The sequence below is a fragment of the Moraxella tarda genome (genome assembly GCF_035181405.1).
In the GTDB taxonomy this organism is placed as follows: domain Bacteria; phylum Pseudomonadota; class Gammaproteobacteria; order Pseudomonadales; family Moraxellaceae; genus Moraxella.
In genome coordinates, this window is record NZ_JAYGGV010000004.1 from 39,110 (window position 1) to 64,461 (window position 25,352).

The 25,352-nt window shown below is 41.8% G+C and carries 17 protein-coding genes; 9 read left to right on the forward strand and 8 right to left on the reverse strand.

Annotated elements, in window-relative coordinates:
• The first annotated feature begins 57 nt into the window (after positions 1-57).
• From U9670_RS06280 to U9670_RS06300, 5 genes are all read left to right on the forward strand, one after another.
• Positions 58-792, forward strand: a complete 735-nt coding sequence (locus U9670_RS06280) for a YidX family protein (RefSeq protein WP_323842005.1) — start codon at positions 58-60, stop codon at positions 790-792.
• Positions 793-919: 127 nt separating this feature from the next.
• Positions 920-3,499 carry a Fe/S-dependent 2-methylisocitrate dehydratase AcnD gene (gene acnD, locus U9670_RS06285; protein WP_323842004.1) on the forward strand — a complete coding sequence of 860 codons (2,580 nt, stop codon included), beginning with the start codon at positions 920-922 and terminating at the stop codon, positions 3,497-3,499.
• An 83-nt stretch (positions 3,500-3,582) separates the two neighbouring features.
• The gene (locus U9670_RS06290; protein ID WP_323842003.1) at positions 3,583-4,899 is read left to right on the forward strand and encodes a PIN-like domain-containing protein; all 1,317 of its coding nucleotides are present in this window, start codon (positions 3,583-3,585) and stop codon (positions 4,897-4,899) included.
• A 51-nt stretch (positions 4,900-4,950) separates the two neighbouring features.
• Positions 4,951-6,117, forward strand: a complete 1,167-nt coding sequence (gene prpF, locus U9670_RS06295; RefSeq protein WP_323842002.1) for a 2-methylaconitate cis-trans isomerase PrpF — start codon at positions 4,951-4,953, stop codon at positions 6,115-6,117.
• 217 nt (positions 6,118-6,334) lie between these two features.
• Positions 6,335-8,752, forward strand: a complete 2,418-nt coding sequence (locus tag U9670_RS06300) for a penicillin-binding protein 1A (protein WP_323842001.1) — start codon at positions 6,335-6,337, stop codon at positions 8,750-8,752.
• Between the two features lie 110 nt (positions 8,753-8,862).
• On the opposite strand, the gene pta is transcribed toward U9670_RS06300, so the two are convergent.
• A complete protein-coding gene (pta, locus tag U9670_RS06305; RefSeq protein WP_416381508.1) occupies positions 8,863-10,332 on the reverse strand; it encodes a phosphate acetyltransferase in 1,470 nt (489 codons plus the stop codon).
• A gap of 214 nt (positions 10,333-10,546) precedes the next feature.
• Entirely contained in the window at positions 10,547-11,734 is a 1,188-nt protein-coding gene (locus U9670_RS06310) for an acetate/propionate family kinase (protein ID WP_323842000.1), read from the reverse strand.
• A gap of 241 nt (positions 11,735-11,975) precedes the next feature.
• Here U9670_RS06310 and lptM point away from each other — a divergent pair, with 241 nt between their 5' ends.
• The 4 genes from lptM (at position 11,976) to U9670_RS06330 (ending at position 15,896) form a co-directional block, all read left to right on the forward strand.
• Positions 11,976-12,140 carry an LPS translocon maturation chaperone LptM gene (gene lptM / locus U9670_RS06315; RefSeq protein ID WP_323841999.1) on the forward strand — a complete coding sequence of 55 codons (165 nt, stop codon included), beginning with the start codon at positions 11,976-11,978 and terminating at the stop codon, positions 12,138-12,140.
• Positions 12,141-12,309: 169 nt separating this feature from the next.
• On the forward strand, positions 12,310-13,650 hold the full coding sequence (gene lysA / locus U9670_RS06320; RefSeq protein WP_323842114.1) for a diaminopimelate decarboxylase: 1,341 nt from the start codon (positions 12,310-12,312) through the stop codon (positions 13,648-13,650).
• A 250-nt stretch (positions 13,651-13,900) separates the two neighbouring features.
• On the forward strand, positions 13,901-14,803 hold the full coding sequence (gene dapF, locus U9670_RS06325; protein ID WP_323841998.1) for a diaminopimelate epimerase: 903 nt from the start codon (positions 13,901-13,903) through the stop codon (positions 14,801-14,803).
• Between the two features lie 73 nt (positions 14,804-14,876).
• Positions 14,877-15,896, forward strand: a complete 1,020-nt coding sequence (locus tag U9670_RS06330; RefSeq protein ID WP_323841997.1) for a tyrosine recombinase XerC — start codon at positions 14,877-14,879, stop codon at positions 15,894-15,896.
• Positions 15,897-16,406: 510 nt separating this feature from the next.
• Here U9670_RS06330 and U9670_RS06335 read toward each other — a convergent pair.
• The 6 genes from U9670_RS06335 to U9670_RS06360 all read right to left on the reverse strand — a co-directional run bounded on the left by U9670_RS06335 (position 16,407) and on the right by U9670_RS06360 (position 25,293).
• Positions 16,407-18,440 carry a TonB-dependent receptor domain-containing protein gene (locus U9670_RS06335; RefSeq protein ID WP_323841996.1) on the reverse strand — a complete coding sequence of 678 codons (2,034 nt, stop codon included), beginning with the start codon at positions 18,438-18,440 and terminating at the stop codon, positions 16,407-16,409.
• Between the two features lie 302 nt (positions 18,441-18,742).
• A complete protein-coding gene (locus U9670_RS06340; RefSeq protein WP_323841994.1) occupies positions 18,743-19,000 on the reverse strand; it encodes a YfhL family 4Fe-4S dicluster ferredoxin in 258 nt (85 codons plus the stop codon).
• Entirely contained in the window at positions 19,000-19,374 is a 375-nt protein-coding gene (locus U9670_RS06345; RefSeq protein ID WP_323841993.1) for a DUF4298 domain-containing protein, read from the reverse strand. Before U9670_RS06345 ends, U9670_RS06340 begins: the two co-directional genes overlap by 1 nt.
• Positions 19,375-19,952: 578 nt before the next feature.
• Positions 19,953-22,703 (reverse strand): prolyl oligopeptidase family serine peptidase, encoded by a 2,751-nt coding sequence (locus U9670_RS06350; protein WP_323841992.1) that lies wholly within the window; start codon positions 22,701-22,703, stop codon positions 19,953-19,955.
• A gap of 113 nt (positions 22,704-22,816) precedes the next feature.
• A complete protein-coding gene (locus tag U9670_RS06355; RefSeq protein ID WP_323841991.1) occupies positions 22,817-23,956 on the reverse strand; it encodes a hypothetical protein in 1,140 nt (379 codons plus the stop codon).
• A gap of 41 nt (positions 23,957-23,997) precedes the next feature.
• Positions 23,998-25,293: a porin gene (locus U9670_RS06360; RefSeq protein ID WP_323841990.1), complete on the reverse strand. Its 1,296-nt coding sequence runs from the start codon at positions 25,291-25,293 to the stop codon at positions 23,998-24,000.
• Between the last annotated feature and the right edge of the window lie 59 nt (positions 25,294-25,352).

Below are 25,352 nucleotides of genomic sequence, written 5' to 3' on the forward strand. Positions count from 1 at the left end.
CATTTTTGAATGTGCCTTATATTTAAATGGGTTTAATTGTTTTTTTGGAACAATTTTATGAATATTAAAAAACTTTTAACAATGGGTAGCTTGGCGGTTTTGTTGTCAGCTAATTTAAGTGGCTGTATGACACATACAATTATTTCATCAGCAGAATCCAAACAAGGTTACGAATTCAATATTCATAGCTCAGATAGTTTGATTGGTTTTGTTATCAATCAAGATGGAAAATTAATCATGCTCGGAAAAAATTATGTGTATGTTTTTGATGACAATGAAAATACAAAGAAACTAAAAGAAATTTTAATAACGCCTGAATTTTTAACCTTAAAACAAATGAGCTGGACAACTGTTAGTAATGGTCAGGCACAACAAATTTCATATTATGTAAAAAATCAAAGTTTTGAGTTTGATGCAGAGTTTGATTTTATGTATAAAAACGAGAGAGAGTTTGTGTTTTTGAATGAACTTGGTTTTCATAACATTGATACAAAATCAACATCTTGGAACGAAAAATTATATAATGGGTATGGAGAAATAAAGTCTTTCAAACATTATATTGGTTTATCTGGAAAAGTTTACCAACATAACACATCAACACAAGCCCTAATAAACAACGCCAAACCTTTAAGTAAGCCTTATACATTTGCCCTATTAAATTCAAAACCAAAAAGAACCCTAAACTCAAAATCAGCTGGAATGCTATTATTACTACCCTTTGCGGTGGCAGGCGACCTATTGACACTCCCAATATCATATGGATTGTATAAGATTGGGAAAAATTGGCATTAAGTTATTTTTAATAAATGGGTTGATTTGAACGATGACAAAACACAACCCAACCTTGTATATACGCCCTATTTTTAAATAAATCCATATTCAAAACCCCAAAATTTTTCACAGCCAAAAGGAAACAGCAATGAAAAGCTACCAAAAACCCCTACCAAATACCGAGCTACATTATTACGATGTAGAACAGGCGATTAACGATATCGAGCCCAACGCTTACGATAAATTGCCCTATACCGCAAAAGTGCTTGCTGAACAACTGGTTCGCAATAAGCCTGATGACCCACAATTAGGCGAGTATTTAGAACAACTGATTGATAATAAACAAGAATTGGACTTCCCTTGGTATCCTGCCCGTGTGGTGTGTCATGACATTTTGGGACAGACTGCCCTTGTGGATTTGGCAGGGCTTCGTGATGCCATTGCCGAACAAGGGGGCGACCCAAGCCGTGTCAATCCTGTGGTGCAAACTCAGCTGATTGTGGACCATTCGCTTGCGGTGGAACACGGTGGCGATGACCCTGACGCTTTTGCCAAAAACCGTGCCATTGAAGACCGCCGAAATGACGACCGTTTTCATTTTATCAACTGGACAAAAACCGCCTTTGAAAATGTTGATGTCATTCCTGCTGGTAATGGCATTATGCACCAGATTAACCTTGAAAAAATGTCGCCTGTGGTGCAGGTTAAAGACAGTGTGGCATTCCCTGACACCTGCGTGGGGACGGACAGCCATACGCCCCATACGGACGCGTTGGGCGTGATTTCGGTGGGCGTGGGTGGTCTTGAAGCCGAATGTGTCATGCTAGGACAACCGTCTATGATGCGTACGCCTGAGATTGTCGGTGTACATTTGACTGGAAAACGTCAAGCAGGGATAACAGCGACTGATATCGTACTGGCTTTAACCGAATTTTTGCGAGCCGAGCGAGTGGTTGGGGCCTATCTTGAATTTTTTGGTGAAGGGGCAAACTCATTATCGGTGGGCGATAGAGCGACCATTGCCAATATGACCCCTGAATATGGCGCAACCGCAGGGCTGTTTTATATTGACCAAAATACTTTAGATTATTTGACCTTGACAGGGCGAGAGAGCGAGCAAGTAAAACTTGTGGAAAATTATGCCAAAACTGTGGGGCTGTGGGCAGATAAAATGACAAATGCCGTTTATCCACGAGTATTGACCTTTAATTTATCCAAAGTTACACGCAATATCGCAGGTCCATCTAACCCACACGCCAAAGTGGCGACCAGTGAATTAAAAGCCAAAGGCATTGCAGGCGTGGTGGAAAATCGCACAGATGGTCTAATGCCTGACGGAGCGGTGATTATCGCAGCGATTACATCTTGTACCAATACATCAAATCCTAGAAATACCGTAGCAGCAGGACTTTTGGCGAAAAAGGCGAATGAATTGGGCTTAAGCAACAAGCCGTGGGTCAAAACATCATTTGCACCGGGTTCAAAAGTTGCCAAATTGTATCTTGAAAAAGCAGGATTATTAACAGAACTTGAAAAATTGGGCTTTGGCATTGTCGCTTATGCTTGCACTACTTGTAATGGCATGAGCGGTGCATTACGACCTGAAATTGAGCAAGAAATCGTAGAGCGAGATTTATACGCCACAGCGGTACTCTCAGGCAACCGCAATTTTGACGGACGCATTCACCCACAAGCAAAACAAGCCTTTTTGGCAAGCCCGCCCTTGGTGGTCGCCTATGCGATTGCAGGGACGATTCGCTTTGACATTGAAAATGATATTTTGGGTTATCATAATGACCAGCCCATTTATCTAAAAGACATCTATCCAAGCGATGACGAGATTGACCGCATTGTCGCAGAAAGCGTCAGCCCTGAACAATTTCGTGAAATCTATATCCCAATGTTTGATTTGGATAAATCACAAAAATCGGCAAATCCGCTATATGACTGGCGTGAAAAGTCCACTTATATCCGCCGTCCGCCCTATTGGGAAGGGGCGTTGGCAAAAAAATGTCAATTAACCAATTTGCGACCGCTTGCCATTTTGCCTGATAATATCACAACTGACCACCTATCGCCGTCCAATGCGATTGTCAAAAATTCAGCAGCGGGCGAATATCTTGCCAAAATGGGCGTGCCAGAAGAAGACTTTAACAGCTATGCCACGCACAGGGGCGACCATTTGACGGCACAACGAGCGACTTTGGCAAATCCAAAACTGTTTAATGAAATGGTGAAAAATCCAGACGGCACGGTGCGTCAAGGTTCGCTTGCTAGGATTGAGCCAGACGGCACGGTGGTGCGTATGTGGGAAGCGATTGAAACTTATATGGATAGAAATCAACCACTTATCATCATTGCAGGGGCGGACTATGGGCAAGGGTCAAGCCGAGATTGGGCGGCAAAAGGCGTGCGACTGGCGGGCGTGGAAGTGATTGTCGCAGAGGGCTTTGAACGCATTCACCGCACCAATCTTGTGGGAATGGGTGTGTTGCCATTGCAATTTATAAACGGTCAAAATCGCAAAACGCTTAAATTGAACGGTACGGAAATTTATAGTGTCAAAGGCGATATTTCGGCTCGTTGTGAGCTTACCCTTGTCATTGAACGGCTAAATGGTGATGTTGATGAAGTGGCGGTTTTGTGTCGCTTAGATAGCGATAGTGATGTCAAAACTTATAAGGCGGGGGGCGTGCTTAGGGAGTTTGCGAGTAAGTTTCTTGGGTAGATGATAGTTTTTGATTGGTGTAAAGACAAGGCAATTTTATGATAGAATTGTCTTGTTTGGTTTAATTTTTTAAGGATTTAGTGATGAAAAATTTTAGACAATATCGTTATTTTGATTACACCCAAGAAGAGTATCAAGAAATTTGGGAGACAGCGACATTTGTATTTGACACAAGTGCCTTACTGAACCTATACAAATACAAAGAAGAAACTAGAAATGAATTTTTTAAAGCCTTAGAGAAAATTAAGGACAGATTGTGGATTCCGCATCATATTGCTTTGGAATTTAATAAAAATAGACTTACGGTTATTTCTAGAGAGATTGATAATTTTTCCAAAACAATCAAAATTATCTCTGAGTTACCAAGAAATTTTACAAGTGAAATTAATAAGCTGTCCTTAAAAAAGACTCATAAGATTGATACAGACAATGTTTCCAAACAAATTAAAATTCTTTCTGAAAAAATTATTGGAGAATTAGAATCTCAATTAGAAAAAGAGATAAAATTAAAGGGAAAAGACCCCATTAGAGATAAAATTTTTGAATTGTTTGACGGAAAGATTGGTTCAAGACCAACAAAACAGGAAGCAATAAATGGGCTTGAGAAAGAAGCCGAAAGACGCTTTAAATTAAAAATTGCACCAGGATTTGGGGACAGCAGTAAAGATGAAGTATCTTTTGATAAAGGTTTACAATATCAAAAAAGGTATTCAGATTATATTATTTGGCAACAAATTTTAGAGCAAGCAAAAAACATTGAATCTAAAAATTTAATATTTGTAACTGGCGATAGTAAAAAAGGAGATTGGTTTTTAACTATTGAAGCAAAGGGGGAAAAAGCAATTCAGCCGAAACCCGAGATTCTTGATGAAGCACTTAATGTTGGCGGATTAGATAACTTTTTAATGTATGATACAGAAGATTTTATCACATATGCTGGACAATATTTAAATCTAAATATTTCCCAAAAAGTCATTGAAGAAGTTGGCAATATAAATAAATCTCCTAACACTCAAAGCAATGTAAACTTTGTTCAAAATTTTAAAAATAGAACACATTTAAGTTCAGAGAAAATGCGTGCTTTAATGAAAGCTCAAAAAATAAAAGAAAGAATTACTGTGGAATTAACTAGAAACAAGGGACTATTAGATTATCCACATCAAATTTTAGATTGTCCAGAATGTTCATTGGAAACTTTGGTTCCAAATAATGATAGCTATACAGGGTATAGATGTTTATATTGCGAAAATGAAGAATCCGATGACATTTTGCAATCTTGTGATTCCTGTGGAACTGAATGGAGCTTGGGAGACTTACATTATTTTGAAATAAATGATGAAATTGCCGAATATTTATGCCCTATTTGTTGTAAACACCCTGATTATATTAATGATGATTAAACAATGGTGCGTAATACGCACCTTACCCTAACACCAAAAAGGAACTTAACAATGCAAACCCCAATCCTAGCCACTTATATGCGTGGTGGCACATCAAAAGGCACATTTTTTAATTTGGCCGATTTGCCAAAGCCTTGCCAAACGGCAGGGACGGCACGAGACGCATTTTTATTACGAGTGGTCGGCAGTCCAGACCCCTACGGCAAACAAATTGACGGACTGGGCAACGGCTCATCAAGCACTTCCAAAGTCGTCATCATATCGCCTTGTACAGACGGCACGCACGATGTCAATTATCTGTTTGGACAAGTCGCTATTGATAAAGCCGTCATTGACTGGTCGGGCAACTGTGGTAACTTGACAGGTGCGGTGGGCAGTTTTGCGATTTTTAATGGATTGATTTCTAAGGAAAAAATCCCCGAAAACGGCATTTGCACCGTACGGATTTACCAACAAAATATCGGTAAAACCATTATCGCCTATGTTCCAATCAAAAACGGACAAGTGGTAGAAACAGGCGATTTTGAACTAGACGGTGTAACATTCCCAGCTAGCGAGATTAAAATTGAATTTATTGACCCTGTGGAAGATACAGGCGAAATGTTCCCAACAGGCAATTTAAAAGATACCTTGAGCGTGCCTGATGTGGGTGAATTTGAAGTAACACTTATCAATGCTGGCATTCCAACGATATTTTTGCGTGCCAAAGATTTGGGTTTTACAGGGACAGAATTGCAAAAAGACATCAATTCAAACAGCGAAATTTTAGACAAATTAGAAAAAATCCGTAGCTTTGGGGCGGTCAAAATGGGCTTGATTGACGATATAGAGCAAGCCGAAACTCGCCAACACACGCCCAAAATTGCTTGGGTTGCAGAGCCTTGCGACTATGTGTCGTCAAGTGGAAAAATGGTCAAAGCAAACGACATCAACCTATTAGCCCGTGCGATGAGTATGGGGCAGTTGCACCATGCGATGATGGGTACGGCTAGCGTGGCAATCGGTACAGCAGGGACGATAGTCGGCACGATTGTCAATGATGTGGCAGGTGGTGGGGATTTGACAGAAGTCTGTTTTGGACATCCATCAGGGGTGCTTACTGTTGGTGCACAGTCTGAATACGTGAACGGCAAATGGCTCGCTCGCAAAGTATCTATGAGCCGTTCGGCAAGACGACTTATGGTGGGGCAGGTATTTGTTCCTATGGATAGTTTTTGATTAAAATATGATTAAAAGCCACAACAAATCTTTTTAAGTCTGCCCATTTTAAACAATCAAAAACACCCAAGGGATATGACAAACACAATCATATAAAATATCACACAATGCTGATATTTTTATCACAACATGGTAAAATGGGAAATTAGTTGAATTCGGTCCAATAAAATCGTGCCACCTAAGCCCATCTTTGTACTCAAATCCAAAAAACAATGCCATGACTGACACTCCAGACACTCCACTTAACGCATCAATACTTTCCATAATTTTTCGGTTTTTGGTTGCAATCATTGCATTCATCTTGATTTTGGTGCTTGCTTTTCCTATTGGTTTTTATGGCATGGCAATGTATCTACAACCAAATCTGCCTGATGTCAAAAATATCAACACCAGCAAATTTGAGATGCCATTGCAAATCTACACAGCAGACAACAAGCTCATCGGCCAATACGGCAACCGTTTTTCAATGCCTGTCACTTATGAGCAAATGCCCAAACAGCTCATTAATGCCTTTTTGTCCGCAGAAGATTCAAGTTTCTTTGAACATAGTGGCATCAGTGTCAAAGGTATTGGGCGTGCCATTACCGAAGTGATTACCAATGATGACACACAAACAGGTGGCTCAACCATCACCATGCAAGTTGCCAAAAACTATTTTTTAAGCACCGAGCGTACCTTAAACAGAAAGCTGACCGAATTATTCATTGCTCGCAAAATTGAAAACGAGATGACCAAAGATGAAATCTTGACGCTTTATGTCAACAAGATTTATCTGGGTGAAGGCTCTTACGGTGTGGCCGCTGCTGCTCGTGTTTATTTTAGCAAAACTTTAGACAAATTAACCATTGCTGAGATGGCAATGATTGCAGGCCTACCAAAAGCCCCTTCTGCTTACAATCCTGTCGCTAATCCACAACGAGCCTTAACTCGCCGAAACTGGATTATTGGAAGAATGCTCCAAGACGGACACATCAGCCAAGCCGAGCATGATGAGGCAATCAATGCACCGATTGGACTGCATTTGTATCGTGAAAAACTTGATCTAAATATGCCCTATTTGGCAGAAATGGCTCGTAGCAGTTTGGTAGAAAAATATGGCAAGCAAGTCATGGACAGCGGTTGGCGTATACAACTGACCGTTAATAGCAACGAACAAATTGCTGCCGAAGATGCACTGATTTCAGGTCTAAAAAGCTATGATGCTCGCCATGGTAATGGCTGGCAAGGAGTAGAAGCCAAGTCTGGTAAACTAAATAATTTTAGCACTTATGATAACATGTATGCCGCTCAGGTCATTAAAGTAACAAACAGCGGATTTCAAGCCAAATTACAATCAGGCAACATCATCAATGTGGCTTGGTCTGGTGGCATGAACTGGGCGCGTCGCTCACTTGGACCTGGTCGTGCTGGTAGCTATTTTACCAATCCACATCAGATGCTTCAGGTTGGTAATATTGTGCGTGTAACACCGCTGAATAAAGAAAAAAACACTTGGCGATTGGCACAGCCACCATCAATTCAAGGTGCCTTAGTATCCATTCACCCTGATAATGGTGCAGTAAGAGCACTTGTTGGTGGCTTTAATTTTAATCACAGTAAATTTAACCGTGTTACCCAAGGTTATCGCCAACCTGGCTCTATCATCAAACCACTCATCTATGCCGCTGCCCTTGAAACAGGCAAATTCACCCCAGACAGTCTCATATCTGATGCCGCCATTAGTATTGGTAACTGGCGGCCCAAAAATGCCGATGGTAATTATACAGGTGCCATGCCCATACGCCGTGCACTTGCTTTGTCTCGTAACACACCGTCAATTCGCTTATTGCAATCAACAGGCATTGACAATGCACGGCAGACACTTAATATGATGGGCTTAGAAAAAGAACGCCTGCCCACAACATTGGCACTTGCACTTGGTGCAGCCAGTGTTACGCCACTACAAATGGCGACAGGCTTTGCAACCTTAATTAATGGCGGTCATCGCATACAGCCCTATTTTATCGAACGCATTTATGATTTTAAAAACACAGTCATTTTTCAGGCCAACCCTGTTCAGGCGTGTGCATTGTGTTTTAATGACAACCTAAAACATTTAAATAGATCGCTTGCCATATCCTTTGGTCAAAATCAAAAAGATAAGTCTATCACACAAGACAATCAACCAAACGCAACCCCCAAGCACGACCGCCTAAAACCCATCTCCCCTGCTTTGTATGCCAACGCCAACCAAGCACCACGAGTCATCAGTCAAAAAACATCTTACGAAATGGCAGGAATGTTGCGTGAAGTCATCACAAGTGGCACGGCCAAAAAGGCCTTAGCGCTGGGTCGTGCTGATGTTGGTGGCAAAACAGGTACAACCAACCAAGCTAAAGATGCGTGGTTTGCTGGCGTACACCCAACAAGCTCAACTGTCGTATGGGTTGGCTTTGATAACCCCGCCCCTATGGGTGCAGGTGAATATGGCGGTGTGGCGGCATTACCAATTTGGATGAATTTTACTCGCCAGCAGTTGCATGACACGCCCGTACAATGGGTTTCGGCCGATAACCGCTCAAAATCCAAGAAAGCAACTCAGCACATCATCAACTTTACCGACGATGTACCAGCTGGTCAAAAATCAAGCCCTTGATTAGCCTTTCATGCTTCATTAGCCGACCGATGCCCAATACAATCTTTTCATACAACAAAACCCTGTCGTTTGACAGGGTTTTGTTGTGCGATTTAGGCACCTAATCATGCTTATTTATTGCCAATCGCCTGAATGGCAGTCAAAGCGATGGTATAAACAATATCATCTACCAAACAGCCACGAGACAGGTCATTAACAGGCTTATTCAAGCCTTGCAACATAGGGCCTACGCTAATCACACCTGCAGTACGCTGTACCGCCTTATAGGTGGTATTGCCTGTGTTCAAATCAGGGAATATAAACACATTGGCTTCACCTGCAACAGCAGAGTTTGGTGCTTTTTGCTTACCAACACTCGGTACAGATGCTGCGTCAAATTGCAATGGACCATCAACTTTAAGTGTTGGTGCTTTTTCACGCACGATTTCCAATGCCGCTTTAACGGTATCCACATCAGGACCTGAACCTGAATCCATGGTGGAGTAGCTGATTAACGCCACTTTTGGATCAATACCAAATGCTTTGGCAGATTCGGCCGATTGCATGGCAATTTCAGCAAGCTGTTCGGCCGTTGGATTTGGATTGACTGCACAGTCGCCATAAACAACCACTTGCTCAGGCAACAACATAAAGAAGACAGAAGACACCGAACTGTACTCTGGTGCGGTCTTAATCAACTGAAATGCTGGGCGAATGGTGTCGGCTGTGGTATGCACTGCACCAGAAACCAAGCCATCAACATCACCAACTTGTAACATCATTGTACCAAGATACACCGTATCTTGCAGGGCAACTCTTGCACCTTCTTGATCAATTTTACCCTTACGACGCTCAACCATTGGGTCAACATATTTCTCAATAATAGTACTAGGCTCAATGATTTCAATATCTGATGGCAACACCACGCCACGCTGCTCGGCTACCGCACGGATTTTAGCAGCATCACCAAGTAGTACGCATTGTGCAATGCCACGATTTTGGCAAATTGTCGCCGCTTCAATGGTGCGTGGCTCATCGCCTTCTGGCAGAACAATGCGTTTTTTAGCAGACTGAGCCAAACGCACCACCTGATTGCGAAACGCATATGGCGATAATTTTTGAGTACGCTCAGCGGTCTTGTAGGCCTCAAAAGCATTAGTATCAATTTCAGACAGCTGACCATCTACATCGGTGCGTGCTACCACTTGTAGTGTACCAGATAATTCAGAAGTGCCAATCAAACCCCAAATACGCTCACCCTTGATGCCACCAAAGGCAGATGCAAACAGTCGCATACGAGAAGAATCATCACCCACAAGAATGATTTGAGCATCAAGACCTGTTGCCAACTCACTGTTTACTTCATTGGCAAATGGTGCATTTTCATCAGCCATAACACCTGCCACCACATTCACAGGGGCATTTTGCTTGGCAATAAACGACTCAAGCAGGCTGTCTAGCCCCCCTTGACTGATGGCATCGCCAAGCTCATGATGACTTGGAATGTTTAGCACCGAAGCGTCCAATAATTGAGCGACATTTTGTGCCAAATTATCAATGTTCACTTGACGAGTTGTTGGAATTAGTAGTAATGTTTTCATGACTTTCCTTAACAAATGATTAAACAATAGCTTGATGCACCACTGACAAACATATTCTTATGATCACAATAACCGCAGTAGCCTTACTTTAAAAGATGACAAACCACAGGATAATTCATCTTGTCAGACAGTTTGCCTTTAAGGTCGCTCTGCACAACACAACCAATATCAAGCCAAAAAATGCTCAAGCTTTTATTTTGCTTTTATTTAGGGTCTACAAGCCTAACGCTGCACGAGATTCGCTCATGATTTGGTATTCTTCATCGGTTGGGATTACCCACAGCTCAACTGCCGAATCATCAGCGTGGAAGCTACCTTCTGCACCCCGAGACAACTCAGCATTCTTAGCCTCATTGATTTTGATACCAAAATGGCGTAAATGACCAACAATGCTAGCACGCATGACCGCTGCATTCTCACCCACACCTCCTGTAAAGGCAATACCTGTAAAATCAGGCAAAGCACAGCTTAAACTTGCCAAATATTTAGCCACACGATAAGCAAAAATATCTAGAGCAAGGATTGCATCTTGATTGCCTTCATCGGCAGCCTGCTCAACGGTACGCATATCATTTGATAGCCCAGAGACACCTAAAATACCGCTTTTTTTATTCAATAGCGTGTCAATTTCTTCAATGGACAAACCTAATGTACGATGCAAATGAATGTGCAAGCTTGGGTCTACATCACCTGAGCGAGTACCCATCATCAGACCTTCTAGTGGCGTCAAACCCATTGAAGTGTCAAGGCTCTTGCCGTTATAGATGGCTGTTGCTGAGCAACCATTGCCAAGATGCGCCACCAACCAGCCATGCTGACCATCTTTGCTGGTCAATTCACTGGCACGATTTGATACATAAGCATGTGAAGAGCCGTGAAAACCGTAGCGACGAATACGGTCTTTTTCATAAAGCTCTTTTGGAATGGCGTAACGGAACGCAACATCGGGCATGGTTTGGTGAAACGCTGTATCAAAAATAGCAACCTGTGGCAACCCTGGGAATAGTTCATTAATCGCCTTGATTCCTGCGGCATTAGCAGGGTTATGCAATGGTGCAAGGCTGGCAAGCTCTTCAATATGACTTAACACCTCATCATTAATGATGGTTGCTTTGGTGAATTTATCACCACCATGAACCACACGATGGCCTACTGCCACAGGCTTATGCTCGGCGATAAGCTCACCTAAAATGATTTGAAGTGCTTCTGTATGAGCACCTGAGTTTGGAATATTAATCTCAACCTTAGAGCCATCAAGACCCTTGTGTTTAATGCGTGCATCACTATTTCCAAGTGCTTCTGCCAAGCCCTCAATACGAGTTTCACCATCTTCACTGATCAAGGCGTATTTTAATGATGAAGAACCACAGTTTAATACCAGTGTTGGGTTGATTAATGCCATTGTCGTTTCCTATTGCATTACTTGTCTAAATTGGATTGACTGCTAATAAAAATAAATCAGTCTTTTTCTTTAGCATTATAGCAATAAAATCATCAAAAGTCTTTAACCTTTAAGAAATTATCAATTTTTGTCATGTGTTTTTCTTTGATAATCATAAACTTAGCTGTAATTAACGAAAATTTATTGGTATTTTAATAAAATTTAGGTAAAATGTTTTTGCAATTTTTAACAAAAAATCACCATGGAAAACACCCTTATTTTAGCTATGCTTTGTGCCTTGTTATCCGCCTGTGGTCAAAAAGGTGCGTTATATTTACCAAATACGCCCACCCCCACAAAGTTAAATTCAAATATTATTGATGAATCCACCTTAGATGCAGTCATCAATAGCCCAAGCAATGGTTGATATTTTTTAAATCAAAAAAGAAATAAGTACAACAGCAACACAATCACACTTTTTTTAACTTTAACTTTGCTTTAATCACCGCCCAGCCTTTTAATTTAATCATTTAGACCCTAAATTGCCAAAGCTTTTAACTGGCCAAACAATGAGATAAAAACAACGAGATAAGATGATGACTTTTAGTACAGCCAGCCAAAATCACGATGGTGCACTGACCATTAACGCACAAAAATTAACCGACACCCTGCCTTTTATTGATTATCAAAACGGCAAACTTCACATTGACGGTGTGAATGCAAACACACTCGCCCAAGTATATGGCACGCCACTTTATGCCTACTCTAAGAATGCCCTACTTGCCAATTACACCGCCTATGTGGAGAGTTTTAGTGCCTTAAACGATGTGCAAATCTGCTATGCAGTTAAAGCCAATGCCAACCTTGCTGTACTGGCTACGCTCGCCCAAGCAGGTGCAGGCTTTGATATCGTATCATCAGGAGAGTTGGCACGAGTGATGAAAGCAGGTGGTGATGTCTCACGCGTGGTGTATTCTGGTGTGGGCAAAAGCCCAGCAGACATACAAAAGGCACTAGAAGCAGGCATTGGGTGTTTTAATGTTGAAGCTCTCAGCGAGCTTGATACCATCAATCAAGTTGCTCAAAATCTAGGAAAAATTGCTCCGATTGCCTTGCGTATCAACCCAGATGTTGATGCCAAAACACACCCATACATCTCAACAGGCATGAAAGACAACAAATTTGGCATCTCTCACGATATGGCAATAACAGCTTATAAATACGCCAAAAGCCTACCAAATCTTAATATTATCGGCATTGACTGCCATATCGGTTCACAGCTCACCGAAGTGAAGCCGTTTATTGATGCACTTGATAAAATGATTGAGCTGATTGATGAGTTGCACACTCATGGCATCAACTTGCAACATCTTGATCTAGGTGGTGGCTTGGGTGTGCGTTATATTGATGAAAATCCTGTCAGTGTGCATGAATTTGCCGAAGCACTGCTACCAAAATTACTTACCCTGCAAGCCAAATACAACATAGGTTTGCATCTAGAACCAGGGCGTAATATTGCCGCTAACGCTGGTGTGCTTTTGACCAAAGTTGATGTGCTGAAACCTACCGAACATAAAAACTTTGCCATCGTTGATGCGTCTATGAGTGAGCTGATTCGCCCTGCTTTGTATGAATCGGTAATGGCGATCATTCCTGCCAATTTGCCATGTGAAAATGAGACAGTCCCAACCGCTCAAACTTGGGATATTGTTGGTGCGGTATGCGAGTCCAGTGATTTTATTGGCAAAGACAGATATTTGTCATTAACTGTTGGCGATTTGCTCACGGTTACAGGAGCTGGGGCATATGGCTTTACCATGGCAAACAACTATAACACTCGCCCACGCCCAGCAGAAGTCATGACGGACAATGGTACACACCGCTTGGTGCGTATGCGTGAAACCTTAGACGATTTATGGCGTGGTGAAAGTATTTGATTCTAGCAACCAATCAATTTTAAGCCACACCCACAATTGGGTGTGGCTTTGTTAATGTCAGCTTGACCGATGATGGCTTAAAAAGCATTAACAAAATTTTTAGTAAAATTGATTCCATCACTTAAGCTTTGGGCAAATTTATTAGGCAAATCACCCTACATCATGATAAGATAGTCATGAACCCACACGGATGTGATGACCAAAATGTAACCACAAGGATGTTTGTCTCAACTTAGAAAAAGGAACAACAATGCTCATCGAATTTACCAAAATGCACGGACTGGGCAACGATTTTATGGTTATTGACCTAGTTACCCAGCGTATGAACCTAACCACCGATCTTGTGCGTTTACTTGCCAACCGCCATCTTGGGGTAGGCTTTGACCAGTTGCTCATCGTTGAACCGCCAAGCCGTCCCGATGTTGATTTTAAATATCGTATCTTTAATGCCGATGGGCAGGAAGTCAGCCAATGTGGCAATGGTGCTCGCTGTTTTGCATCATTTGTACAGGCTCGCAAATTGTCTTTTAAACAGCGTCTGCGTGTCGAAACAGCCAGTGGCATCATCACATTGACCATCGACCGCTATGGTTGGGTACAAGTAGACATGGGCAAACCAAAATTCTCCCCAAATGAGATTCCATTTGCCCCACAGTCCATCACCAAAGTGGGCAATTCTTACAGACTGAATGTGGAAGGTACGCCCATTCAACTATATCTTGCCAACATGGGCAACCCGCACGCCGTCATCAAAGTTGATGATGTGTTGACTGCTGATGTCGAACGACTGGGCAAAGCCATTGAAAACCACCCCGCTTTTCCTGAGCGTGTCAATGTTGGCTTCATGCAAGTCATCAATCAGCGTCACATTCGCCTAAGAGTCTACGAACGAGGTGTGGGCGAAACCCAAGCGTGTGGCACAGGCGCGTGTGCAGCTGTGGCTATTGGCATTCGAGAAGGCTGGCTTGATGAGGGCGTGGATATTCGTGCACAACTTTATGGTGGCAGTCTTGCAATTCGCTGGCAAGATGGTTATTCTGTCATCATGACAGGTCCGACAGCATTCGTTTTTGAGGGTGTATTTAGCCCAGATGGTCTTGCCGCCCAAGCAGGCATCAACCTAACCCCCAATGAATCAGAAAACCACCAATAGCCATTTGGCATTTTTTACATTCAATAAGGCGTAATTTCACGCCTTATTTGGTCATTACAGCCAAACTACAGCCATGCGACTATCCAATTTATTAGCAAAAATCAACCCAAGCGTTGCCAACGACTCACAGCCTCAAACAGAACTACCCAAACATTGGTCAGATGCACAATCTTGGCTAGACGAACTTTGCTTACAAAACTACTCGCACAACACCATCAGTGCCTATGCCGCCACACTCATGCGACTGATGCTATTCACAGAAAAAGATGTGCGATTACAAGGCGATTATTTAGCATTGGATAAAAAAGATTTGACAAGGTTTATCGGCATTCGCCTAGAAAAAGACAACATTAAGGCGGTCAGTGCTAAACAAGAACTTTCTGCCATTCGCAAGTTTTATGCTCATCTCATCAAATCAGGAAGAGCCACACACAATCCCACCTCAGGCTACCGCCTAAAAGCCGAGCCACGCCCACTACCTAAAATTGCTGATGTGGACATGATGGCACAGCTTCTTGACCAGCCCATGCCACAAGATGCTACTAAAGCACGCCTATGGATACGAGACCGTGCAATGTTTGAGCTGATGTACAGTAGTGGCCTAAGACTGTCTGAGCTGGTGGGGCTAAATATTGACGATATTGATTTATCCTCTGGTATGGCAAGAGTACTTGGTAAAGGCAACAAGATGCGTGTTGTCCCCATTGGCAAAAAAGCCATCAGTGCCATCAATATCTATCTGCCACATCGCGAGCTATGGCAAGAAGACACCAAAGCACTATTCATCAGTGAGCGGTACGGCACACGGCTCTCCACCAGAGCCGTGCAACTACGCCTAAATGCCTGTGCCACCAATGCAGGCATTGCCCAAAACCTACACCCTCACCTACTAAGACATTGCTTTGCTTCTCATATGCTCTCATCAAGTGGTGATCTGCGTGCAATCCAAGAGATGCTCGGTCATGCCGACATCAGCACCACCCAAATTTATACTCAGGTTGATTTTAATGCCCTAACTCGTGTCTATGATAAAGCCCACCCCAGAGCAGTAACCCATCTCATCAATAAATCTAAAAAAATAAGTAATCCTTAAGCCATTTTTGAAATGAGTGATATTTTGGTCAAAATGCCAAATTTAGATCGCTGTGAAACCAATCAAAAAACACCTCAACAATAGACACGCCTCACCAACTTCTTTTTTATCAAAATTTACAAAAACACCATCAAAAGCCTTACTACCATTCGGTTTAATTCATTATCCACAAAATCTGTGGATAACTTTGTGGAAAAGAGATGATTTTACCCTCCAATCCTTTATTTCATGGTGTATTGACCGTGCTGTTAATTGTTAAGTATAATTATGCAATTATTTTAATTTTATAATAAAATCAATGACTTATAAAAATATCTTATTTTATATATTGACTTTTTTGCCGATTGCGGAAATGCCATTAAATGTTTCACAAAATCTTCTAGAATTTCATTATACAATTGTGGATAACTTGTAAGAATTCATCAATTTAGCCATAAAAAACCACCTTGCCATGAGACAAGGTGGGTGGAGAAAAATTTAATCCAACAATAAAAATTTGTGAATCAACAATTAGTAAGTGAAGTTCACGCCAACACGATATTCACGACCTGCCGCAGGAACTGCTACGCCAGAACTAGAAAGATGCGGAGTGTAGTATGCGTCAGCGATATTATTAACTGACATATTGACATTCACTTTGTCATCGCCCAAAGGCTTCCAGTTGGCAAAAACATCAGTAGTATTATAGCCAGCACGCAATTTTTCAGGATCATGATTCTTTCTTGGGTCAGTATTAACAACCTTACCTAACCAAGCCGAATCACCTTTTACATCATCAGCACGGCGATGACGCACACCAACTTCTAGGTTTGGCTGAGCGAATCGGTAAGATAGAGCTGCCGTCCAAGTACGACCCAAACGAGAAGCATACTCACGGTTGCTAAAATTCTCTGAGCTGTGGAATTCAGGCTTGCCATCTGCCACACCTACACGAGCAGTCAGACCTTGCCATGTATAGCCAGCATTGAGCTCATACCCTCTGTTTTTAGCATAGCCAACATTTTTCATTTCATCAATATCTGTGCCATTGGCGTGCTTTGTACCATTTTTTGCACTTTTTAACAGATTATCAATTCTCTGCCAGTAATAGCTACCATTGACAAAGGCATTACCTTGATTAAAGTTAAAACCAATCTCAGTATTTTGAGCTTTTTCTGCTTTTAGACCATCTACCACTTTAACAACGGCACGGTATCCATGGGCTGTTAAAGCATCATATAGGCGTGGACTACGAGTGGCATAGCTATGGTTAGCACTCAAACTCAAGCTTGGGGTTACTTGGTAAATAAGACCAATACTTGGATTCAAATTACCGCCCTGAACTCGACCACCTACCATGTCTTTGATGTTAAAGTGATCATAACGAACCCCTGCAGTGGCAGTCAGATCACCAATGTCAGCAATCGCCTCCACATACACGCCTGCGTCTGTTTTTTCTTGATTAACAATGCCAGTCTTGCGTCTGTTTGGGATGATTTCTTGCTGACGGTAGTTAGCACCATATTTAAGCAACACTTCATCATTGATTTGACTATCAAGATTGACGTTAAAACCCTTGGTATCAATGCTAGATTTGCTCGCACCTGCCAACTTGCCTGCATAGCCTGCTTTGCTATCATCGGCAGTATAACGAGAATTTACAATGTGATATGCGTTAGCAGTTGCTTCATTGACCATGCCCAGATTCTTAGCATTCCAGCTAAGGTTGGTATTTTCAGTCTTAACTTCACGATATTGTGGATCTTGGCTATTGGTATCAAAATTAATGAACTCTTCACGAATTGGGCGAGTGCCTTTATTTTCTTGGCGTAAGTGGCTAAGCTCAAAGCGATGATCACCAAAATTTGCCCCCACCTTTGCCAAATAGTTGACCTTATCTAGAGCAGTAAAAGCAATTTTCTCATCTTTGCCTACTTTTTTACCCGCTTTATAATCACCTTGATCAACCTTATTAGCACTTAACAGAAAATCAAAATCACCTACTTTGCCATAGGCGGCGGCATTATAGGAACGCTCATTATTAGAGCTATAACCCGCCCCTGCTTTAAAGCCAAGATTCTGAGCGTCTTTTAATAAATCATTTGCTCCCAAGGTCTTGGCAACGATTGCTCCGTTTGTACCGCCGATACCAGACGATGCTGAACCAGCACCTTTTTGAACAGAAACAATTTTTACCAAAGATGGGTCTAACATATGGCGACCTTGGTGGTAAAGAATTTGGCTGTCAGTATAAGCATCATCAATCTTAACATCTACCGAGTTTTGACCCATGCCACGAATAGCAATGTATTGAGAAGTACCATTACCACCACTAAAATCAATAGAAGGCTCACCTTTAAGCAAATCTCTAAGCTCGGTAGCGGTGCTTTCATCTTTTTGTTTTAGATTGACCACATTTGTTTTAACTTTAGAACCCTGACGGTCAACAGTTACTTTAATCTTATCCAATTGAATGGTCGGCAGTTCTTGGGCCATACTTGCATTTGTTGCTAATGCACTAAGTACCGCCACAGTCAATGGCAAATGTCTTAATATTTTTTTCATGTGTTACCCCATGATGTCTATGATTAATGATATGCTAAAACTCTTGACAATTTTGCCATAATCTTAGCATTAAGTAAGAAACTATCAACAATTATATCAAATATAAAATATTTTGCAAACAAAAATTATTATTATTTATATTAATAAACAATTCCCATATGATATAAACAATTAACATACTAACTCAGCCATAGATTTGATTAGGCAAAATACAAAATATGGCAGATTTATATAAAAGCTTGTTAGAAAAGATTTTTGGTCATATACCATCAGCTTGGCATGAAAAAACCGCCATAAGCGGTTTACTTTCCCCAAATTCTTTTATACTTTGCCAAAAGCGCATCATCGCTTTCGGTATGCTCAGGGTCTTTGATGATACAGTCTATTGGGCAGACTTTATCACAGGTGGGTGTGTCATAAAAGCCCACGCATTCGGTGCATAAATCAGGCTTTATGACATAGGTTTTTTGCCCTTTTTGGTCATAAAAAATGGCGTCATTGGGGCATTCAGGCTCACAAATATCGCAGTTGATACAGTCGGTTGTGATTTTAAGTGCCATCAGTCTTTTTGGGCTTGCTTGCCTGTTTGGTTATCGGTATCTTGGGCATAAAAACTTGGGTTATCTTTGTCAAGTGCCTTTGTGGCGGTACGCAAAAAATCCCAAAGCAAAACCTGCTGTTCGTGAAAAGCATTCCACAGCGTGTCTTCACTCATCACACTGTACTCGCCAGATGTGATCAAATCCACTTTCAGGCCATTTTCTATTTGTTCGTAAATTTCAATCCAATGCCCATCAAAATAAAACCGCTCCATTTGTTTGATGAGTGCTTGGCTTTCTTTTAGCTCTTGGCAAGCGGTTTCTAGGCGTGTGTGCAGATCTTGCCACTCTTTATAGATGGCTTGGATTTCGTTAATGCGGTTTTGAGGGGTCATGACTACTTATATTTTGTAAAAATTTTTAACCATTATAGCACATCATTCACCACCCGACAAAGCATCATCAAATAAATTGCCGCAGCTATCACAACCAAACAGCCAGCATTGATAAAAATAATTTCATTGGCATTTTAAACTAATGGCCTTTTTGCGTTTTGGGAAATAAATTTCTTGCTTATCAAAACTTTCACATTTTTTTACTTGATTGAAAGTGTCTTGATCATATTTTTGTTATTTTTTAATTACAATCATATCAATAAATTATATAAAGTAAACTAACGACATTCATCAAGCCAAGTTTTATTTGATCTGGTTTTACGATGATGAAAATGATTAAGTGTGGTTTGATGATTGATCTGATCAGCTTTTTTTAAATATCTTTATAGTCTTGGTTTCAATAAAGTCTTGATTGTTGGGTGGGTGCGGTTATTAAGATTCATTTTTTGTGAATATGGGCAATTTTATCATACCCTCAAACTTAAAAATCACAAATTGATCGGTCTTCCACTTTGTCAAGATTCTCAAAACAAAACCGCCATACGATGATGACGGTTTTGATTGAATTGAATCGCAAATTATTTACGATCTCTTTCTTGACGGTTTTTTTGCCATTCGGCTTCGTTTTTAGCCTGTTCTTTGGCTTCTTCGTCCTTTTGAGCTTGTGTTTTTAGCGTCTCAAAATCTGGACGAACATTCTTGGGCACATCGGTCACACCAATCTCTTTTAGAGTAAAGGCGATGGTACGATGCAAACGATCAACCTGACCCTCACGAGTGATTGGGTTGTGACCCTCGCCATGCACAGGGAACATCAGCACAGGGTTATCGCACGATTGATGTTCTTGTAGTGCAGCGGTGAACTTATACGAATGGGCAGGCCACACACGGTCATCACGGGTTGGCACGACCACCAAAGTCGATGGATAGCACACACCTGATTTGACATTTTGGTATGGTGACCAACGCTTGATTGCATCAAATTGCTTTTTTGAACCCCATGACAGACCATACTCTTTCATGAAGTAGTCTTCACGGTCCATAGTGTCGAAGCGGAACATATCAAACACGCCTGCACCCGGAATCGCCGCACGGAATTTCTCAGGATACAAAGTCAACATGACACCTGTCATAAAGCCGCCTTGTGACCAGCCAGACAACGCCAAGTGCTTACTGTCAGCGTAGCCTTGCTCTTTTAGGAAGTCTGCTGCAGCTGCCACATCTTCAAACTGGCGATCACGATTGACTGATTGGGCAGCTTTATGCCAATCACGACCATATTCGCCACCACCACGGATGAACGCCTCAGCATAAACCAAGCCTGCGTCTAGGTAAGATGCGTTGCCATAGCTAAATGCCATGTCTCCCTTCACACCAAAACCGCCGTATGCGTATAGCAAGGTTGGGTTTGTGCCGTCGAGCTTAATGCCTTTTTTATGAGCAATCACCATCGGAATGGCAGTATTGTCTTTTGAGCGATAGAAGACACGCTTGATTTCATAGTCTTCTGCATTAAATTTAGGTGTTGGGAATGGATAGCGTTCATCAATCAGCTGATCTTTTTCTACACTATATTTGTAGCGTTTGATTGGGCTGACGGTATTTGAGTAGTCAAAACGAACATAGCTTTCGTCTGATTCAACATCGCTGCCATCATCGCCTTTTTTGTCTTTATCGTCTTGACCAACCACATAAGCTTTTAGCTTATCAGCAACACCAAGCTCCATAGGGGTCAAGTCTTTGGCTGTCTTACCATCGCTACTGATTAACAGAACTTTATCAGATGCATCTTTTGAAAAGCTGACCAAGAAATGACCGCCACTTTCGCTATAATAAGCCGCATTTTTCATGAAGTTATAATCAGCTGGCGTTCTGACAACCACTTGGCGATTTTTTGGTTGTTTTAGGTTGATCTTTAAGATTTCGCCTTTTTCGGTATTTTCCGTTGAGATAAACCATACATCCAGCGTTTTTGGATCAAAATGTACCAACTTAGCAGGCGTTGTATAAGTTGATGCATATGGTTTATTGTGTTTTTGGAAGTAAGCTTCATCATGGATTTGATGAATGTAGCCAGTCTTCATATCAACAATAAAGAAAGTTGAAATTGATATGCCACCACCGATTGCAAGATAGCGATTTTTATCGGTTTCGCTGGCATCATACAAGTCAAATGCAGGTGAATTCGCCTCTTTACCCAGACGCATGTCGATGTCATTCATGTCCAAAACGATGGGGTCGTTTTGGCGTTTTACACCAATGTCATGGCGTAGAATTCTTGGGAATTTACGATAAATGAAGCTGTCATCATCATACCAAACAAAACTCTCGGTTTCTGCCTTGAAAATTTCGGCAACAATCTCGCCTGTGGCAATTTTTTTGACATACAGCGTGGTCTCGTCATCATCTGAGCCGCTCAACTGAGTGGCATAAGCGATGTAAGTACCCTCTGGACTAACCACTGGCTTACCCGTATAACCAAACCCACCCAAGCCGTGATAACGAAAATCCTGCTCATCTAAAATGGTGCGTTTTTCGCCGTAAATATCGGTCAGCTCAACACGGATACCTCTTTTAAAATCACGGATCATTTCAATCGTACCAACACCATCAAATTTTTCTTTGCTGGCGACGGTTTCATAATCTAACAATTCGTTTAGGTTGCGTTTGACTTTTTGCCAAATAGGATCTTTAACCAAATAATCTTGCATCATTTGGTCTTGCGTATTGATCCAGTCTGTCAATTCCTCACTGGTTTGCTCTCGTGGTGCATTTTTGATGAAATCTCTGGCACGGTTGTCCAATGGTCCATCAGCAACCATAGTGGAATTCTGACCCATTTTTGCACCGCCCACCGAGCCATTAAAAACACGAGCCTCAGAACGGAACGCTTGACGATCGTTTAATTGGCTATCGCCTATGTCTGCTTCGGTACGAGAACCAAACAAATTGCGATCACGAGATTTGGCATTGTCCTTGCCATAGATGGGGTCTGAGTTGTAGTCAGCATCAATATTGCCTACCGCACGCTCCATCCAGCGATAACGGTCGGTCATTATTTCGTGTGTATAATGATCCACGCCATCATCAGGACGAGCGATGGGTGCTGTCTCAGGACGCAACTGTTCGCCAGATAGACCATCTGGACGACCGTATTCGCCGTGCAGATAATGATCCAAGGAGTCTTGATGTATGCGTACCTGTGGGTATTGCCCATTGGTTTTGCTTGGGATTGATGGTGTTACGCTACTTGGCATGCTGGTGCATTGCGTCAAATAAGCACACGACAAGCCAAACGCTACCATTGATGCTAATTTGGTTAATTTCATAATTTTTAATCCATAAAAAATCAGGCAAAGAAAGTGGTCACTGCAATCACCCCTAAAACATTTTTAGGGCAATCACAGTTTTACCAAAAAAAATCACAGTCAACTGTCAGCAATTAGAAGCTCAAACTCACGCCCACACGATATTCTGGGGCTTTTTCTCTGCTGATCAGCTGTCCTTGAATCTTGCCTGTTTTTTCGTGCAAATCATAACGAGCATAGAAACGCACATTTTCACGAGCATAGTAGTCACCACGCACATAGAAACGCTTGGTTTCTTCATCGTCATGAATAAACTCAGTGATGCCAAATGCGTTTTGTGGCAATTCTTGTTTGATCGATTCAATTGGCGTAGAAGTGATGCCACCGACACGCTTGGTTTTTTCAACGCCATAACCAGTTGCCAGCGTTACTTTTGGATTAACAAAGAAACCGATTTTAGCACCAATAATATTAATATCGCCAGTATCAACCAGTGTGTTTTTATCATGCGTCAGCTTTTGTTTACCAAGATCCGCCCCAACGACGATACGGTCGTTTCTGTATTCAAGCGAGCCAGCATAGCCTTCACGCTCGCTTGGCAATACCGTTTTGAACCCTTCGTCCACATTGACTTTATGCTGAGTATAACCACCCGCCACACGAACACTTTGATTGCCTTTAAGAGGGACTAAATAGCTAAATGACGCACCTTTACCTCCGGTACGAGTCAAGCCATCCTCTGCACGAGTATCAATTGTATCAGGTAAGTTGTGGTATGCACTTAGGTGTAAGTTTGGAATTTTGGTGAAATCGCCACGAATTACCGAGATACCGTAATCATCAAGCGTGCTAAAAGTGCCTGATCTTAGCACATAGCCAGAGTGTAGATATTGGCGACCGATTGCAATCGAACCAACATTTTTCTTGTCAATTGCCAAGAAAGTGGTGTCTTGGGAACCACCCAATTTGACATTTTTATAACCATAGCCAATGACACCCGTTGCACGGTAGTCTTTACCAAAAGTCTGTGCAGCACGAAATTCAACCCAAGTGTTACCAGAGTCGTTACCAAAACGAGTACGCTCATCGGTTGCTTTTGCTGATGCATTACTGTACACATCTTCAATAAAGTCACCCTTGTTTTGAAGTTGTAGATTGACTTCACCATGAATGTCCAAAGTTGTGCCGTCACCGCTATTATATACATTAAATACAGCATGGGCCGAGCTGGTCGCTATCAGTGCAACACTAAGAGTAAGCAGTTTTAGTTTCATTGTCATGTCCTTAAAAAATAAAATGATGATTTAAAAAATACTTAGAATAAATAAGTCAAGCCAAGACCATATTCCGTATTTTGTCGTTCACTAAACTTACCTTCTGGTGCGAAGTTTTCGATTTTTTCACGCACAAATACGGCCTTGCCAGAGAAGTTGTCGCTGAATTTGTAGTCAGCCTCTAGCTTCACTTGTCGGCTATGCACTTGCTTAAACAAATATTGTTCAAAAATACGGCGTTGTAGATAGTCTTTCAAGCGTTTACTTGAGTCTGGCTTTGGTTTTGGGAAAATCTGTGGCACAGACAATGCCCATTTTTCCACTTCATTGGCATTACTTTTTTGGATGCCGTAGGTGCCAGCAAGCGTCAAGCGTGGTGTTGCTTGATAAGCAACTTTTAGACCCAAGTTATTAATAATCACCGAATCAACAATCGGTGCACCTGGAATCTTACCTTCTTTACGACCCATATCAAGTGCGACCGTCCAGTCTACATAACGATAAGTAATCGAACCGCCATAGTTATGCTCTTTAATCGGTGCTTGGTAAATATTACGACCGCCGACATTCGGTATGAGCTGAGCACGATTATGTGCTGGCGAACGCTCAAATGTACTATAACCACCCTCAACTGTCACATAATGATTTGGGGTAATTTTTTGGGTGTAGCTTGCCATTGCACCATAACCGCTATGTGTCATCGCGCTTGGCTTAAGGACATTGTCGGTGGTTGGCAATGAATAAAACGCTTTGGCATTCCAGTTTTTATATCTATCAAAAGTCACGGTTGCACCGTTGATGCCACTGTTGCGGTTTACTGAAGTAAATGGCGAATAAGTGTTGGTCGCTTGTGGGTTGATGGTTACGCCCATACGACCAAATGAAATGTCGCCCAAATCCTCACGGATATACTGCACGCCCCACATTGGTTCTGCAGACAGCAGTTTTCTCTGACTATCTGGAGAAAGAGCAAGACTGCCGACCACATAGTCTTTGTCGTTGATGCGACGATTCACACGCATGATGATCGCATTATCCACGCCCATTTGTGCATTTAGTGATTTTCTCTCAATGCGAGCCTCTTCATCTAGGCTTTCAAAGAAGTTTTGCAGATGCGGTGTATCGCCATCTGGGTCGCCAATCAAATTTGGGTTGCCATAAACATAGTTAAACTCACGATTGTAACCACTCAACTCAGGATTAAGTGAACCACCGATCAAAAAGCCACGCACGCCATCGCTGCCATGAATATTTTCAATCCATGTAGCGGATGCTGTTTGAGTCAGCATCAAGCTACCACCAATGGTAAGTGCAAATGCTAATTTCGTTAATTTCATAAACAAGTAATCCTTAACTTGCAAAACATAAAAAAACATGACAAAGTCATGGGGCGGAT

What these genes read in the sequence shown, in the direction of transcription:
- U9670_RS06280 (WP_323842005.1), top strand. Translation starts at nt 58, where the DNA reads ATGAATATTAAAAAACTTTTAACAATGGGTAGCTTGGCGGTTTTGTTG.
- acnD (WP_323842004.1), top strand. Translation starts at nt 920, where the DNA reads ATGAAAAGCTACCAAAAACCCCTACCAAATACCGAGCTACATTATTAC.
- U9670_RS06290 (WP_323842003.1), top strand. Translation starts at nt 3,583, where the DNA reads ATGAAAAATTTTAGACAATATCGTTATTTTGATTACACCCAAGAAGAG.
- prpF (WP_323842002.1), top strand. Translation starts at nt 4,951, where the DNA reads ATGCAAACCCCAATCCTAGCCACTTATATGCGTGGTGGCACATCAAAA.
- U9670_RS06300 (WP_323842001.1), top strand. Translation starts at nt 6,335, where the DNA reads ATGACTGACACTCCAGACACTCCACTTAACGCATCAATACTTTCCATA.
- pta (WP_416381508.1), bottom strand. Translation starts at nt 10,332, where the DNA reads ATGAAAACATTACTACTAATTCCAACAACTCGTCAAGTGAACATTGAT.
- U9670_RS06310 (WP_323842000.1), bottom strand. Translation starts at nt 11,734, where the DNA reads ATGGCATTAATCAACCCAACACTGGTATTAAACTGTGGTTCTTCATCA.
- lptM (WP_323841999.1), top strand. Translation starts at nt 11,976, where the DNA reads ATGGAAAACACCCTTATTTTAGCTATGCTTTGTGCCTTGTTATCCGCC.
- lysA (WP_323842114.1), top strand. Translation starts at nt 12,310, where the DNA reads ATGACTTTTAGTACAGCCAGCCAAAATCACGATGGTGCACTGACCATT.
- dapF (WP_323841998.1), top strand. Translation starts at nt 13,901, where the DNA reads ATGCTCATCGAATTTACCAAAATGCACGGACTGGGCAACGATTTTATG.
- U9670_RS06330 (WP_323841997.1), top strand. Translation starts at nt 14,877, where the DNA reads ATGCGACTATCCAATTTATTAGCAAAAATCAACCCAAGCGTTGCCAAC.
- U9670_RS06335 (WP_323841996.1), bottom strand. Translation starts at nt 18,440, where the DNA reads ATGAAAAAAATATTAAGACATTTGCCATTGACTGTGGCGGTACTTAGT.
- U9670_RS06340 (WP_323841994.1), bottom strand. Translation starts at nt 19,000, where the DNA reads ATGGCACTTAAAATCACAACCGACTGTATCAACTGCGATATTTGTGAG.
- U9670_RS06345 (WP_323841993.1), bottom strand. Translation starts at nt 19,374, where the DNA reads ATGACCCCTCAAAACCGCATTAACGAAATCCAAGCCATCTATAAAGAG.
- U9670_RS06350 (WP_323841992.1), bottom strand. Translation starts at nt 22,703, where the DNA reads ATGAAATTAACCAAATTAGCATCAATGGTAGCGTTTGGCTTGTCGTGT.
- U9670_RS06355 (WP_323841991.1), bottom strand. Translation starts at nt 23,956, where the DNA reads ATGAAACTAAAACTGCTTACTCTTAGTGTTGCACTGATAGCGACCAGC.
- U9670_RS06360 (WP_323841990.1), bottom strand. Translation starts at nt 25,293, where the DNA reads ATGAAATTAACGAAATTAGCATTTGCACTTACCATTGGTGGTAGCTTG.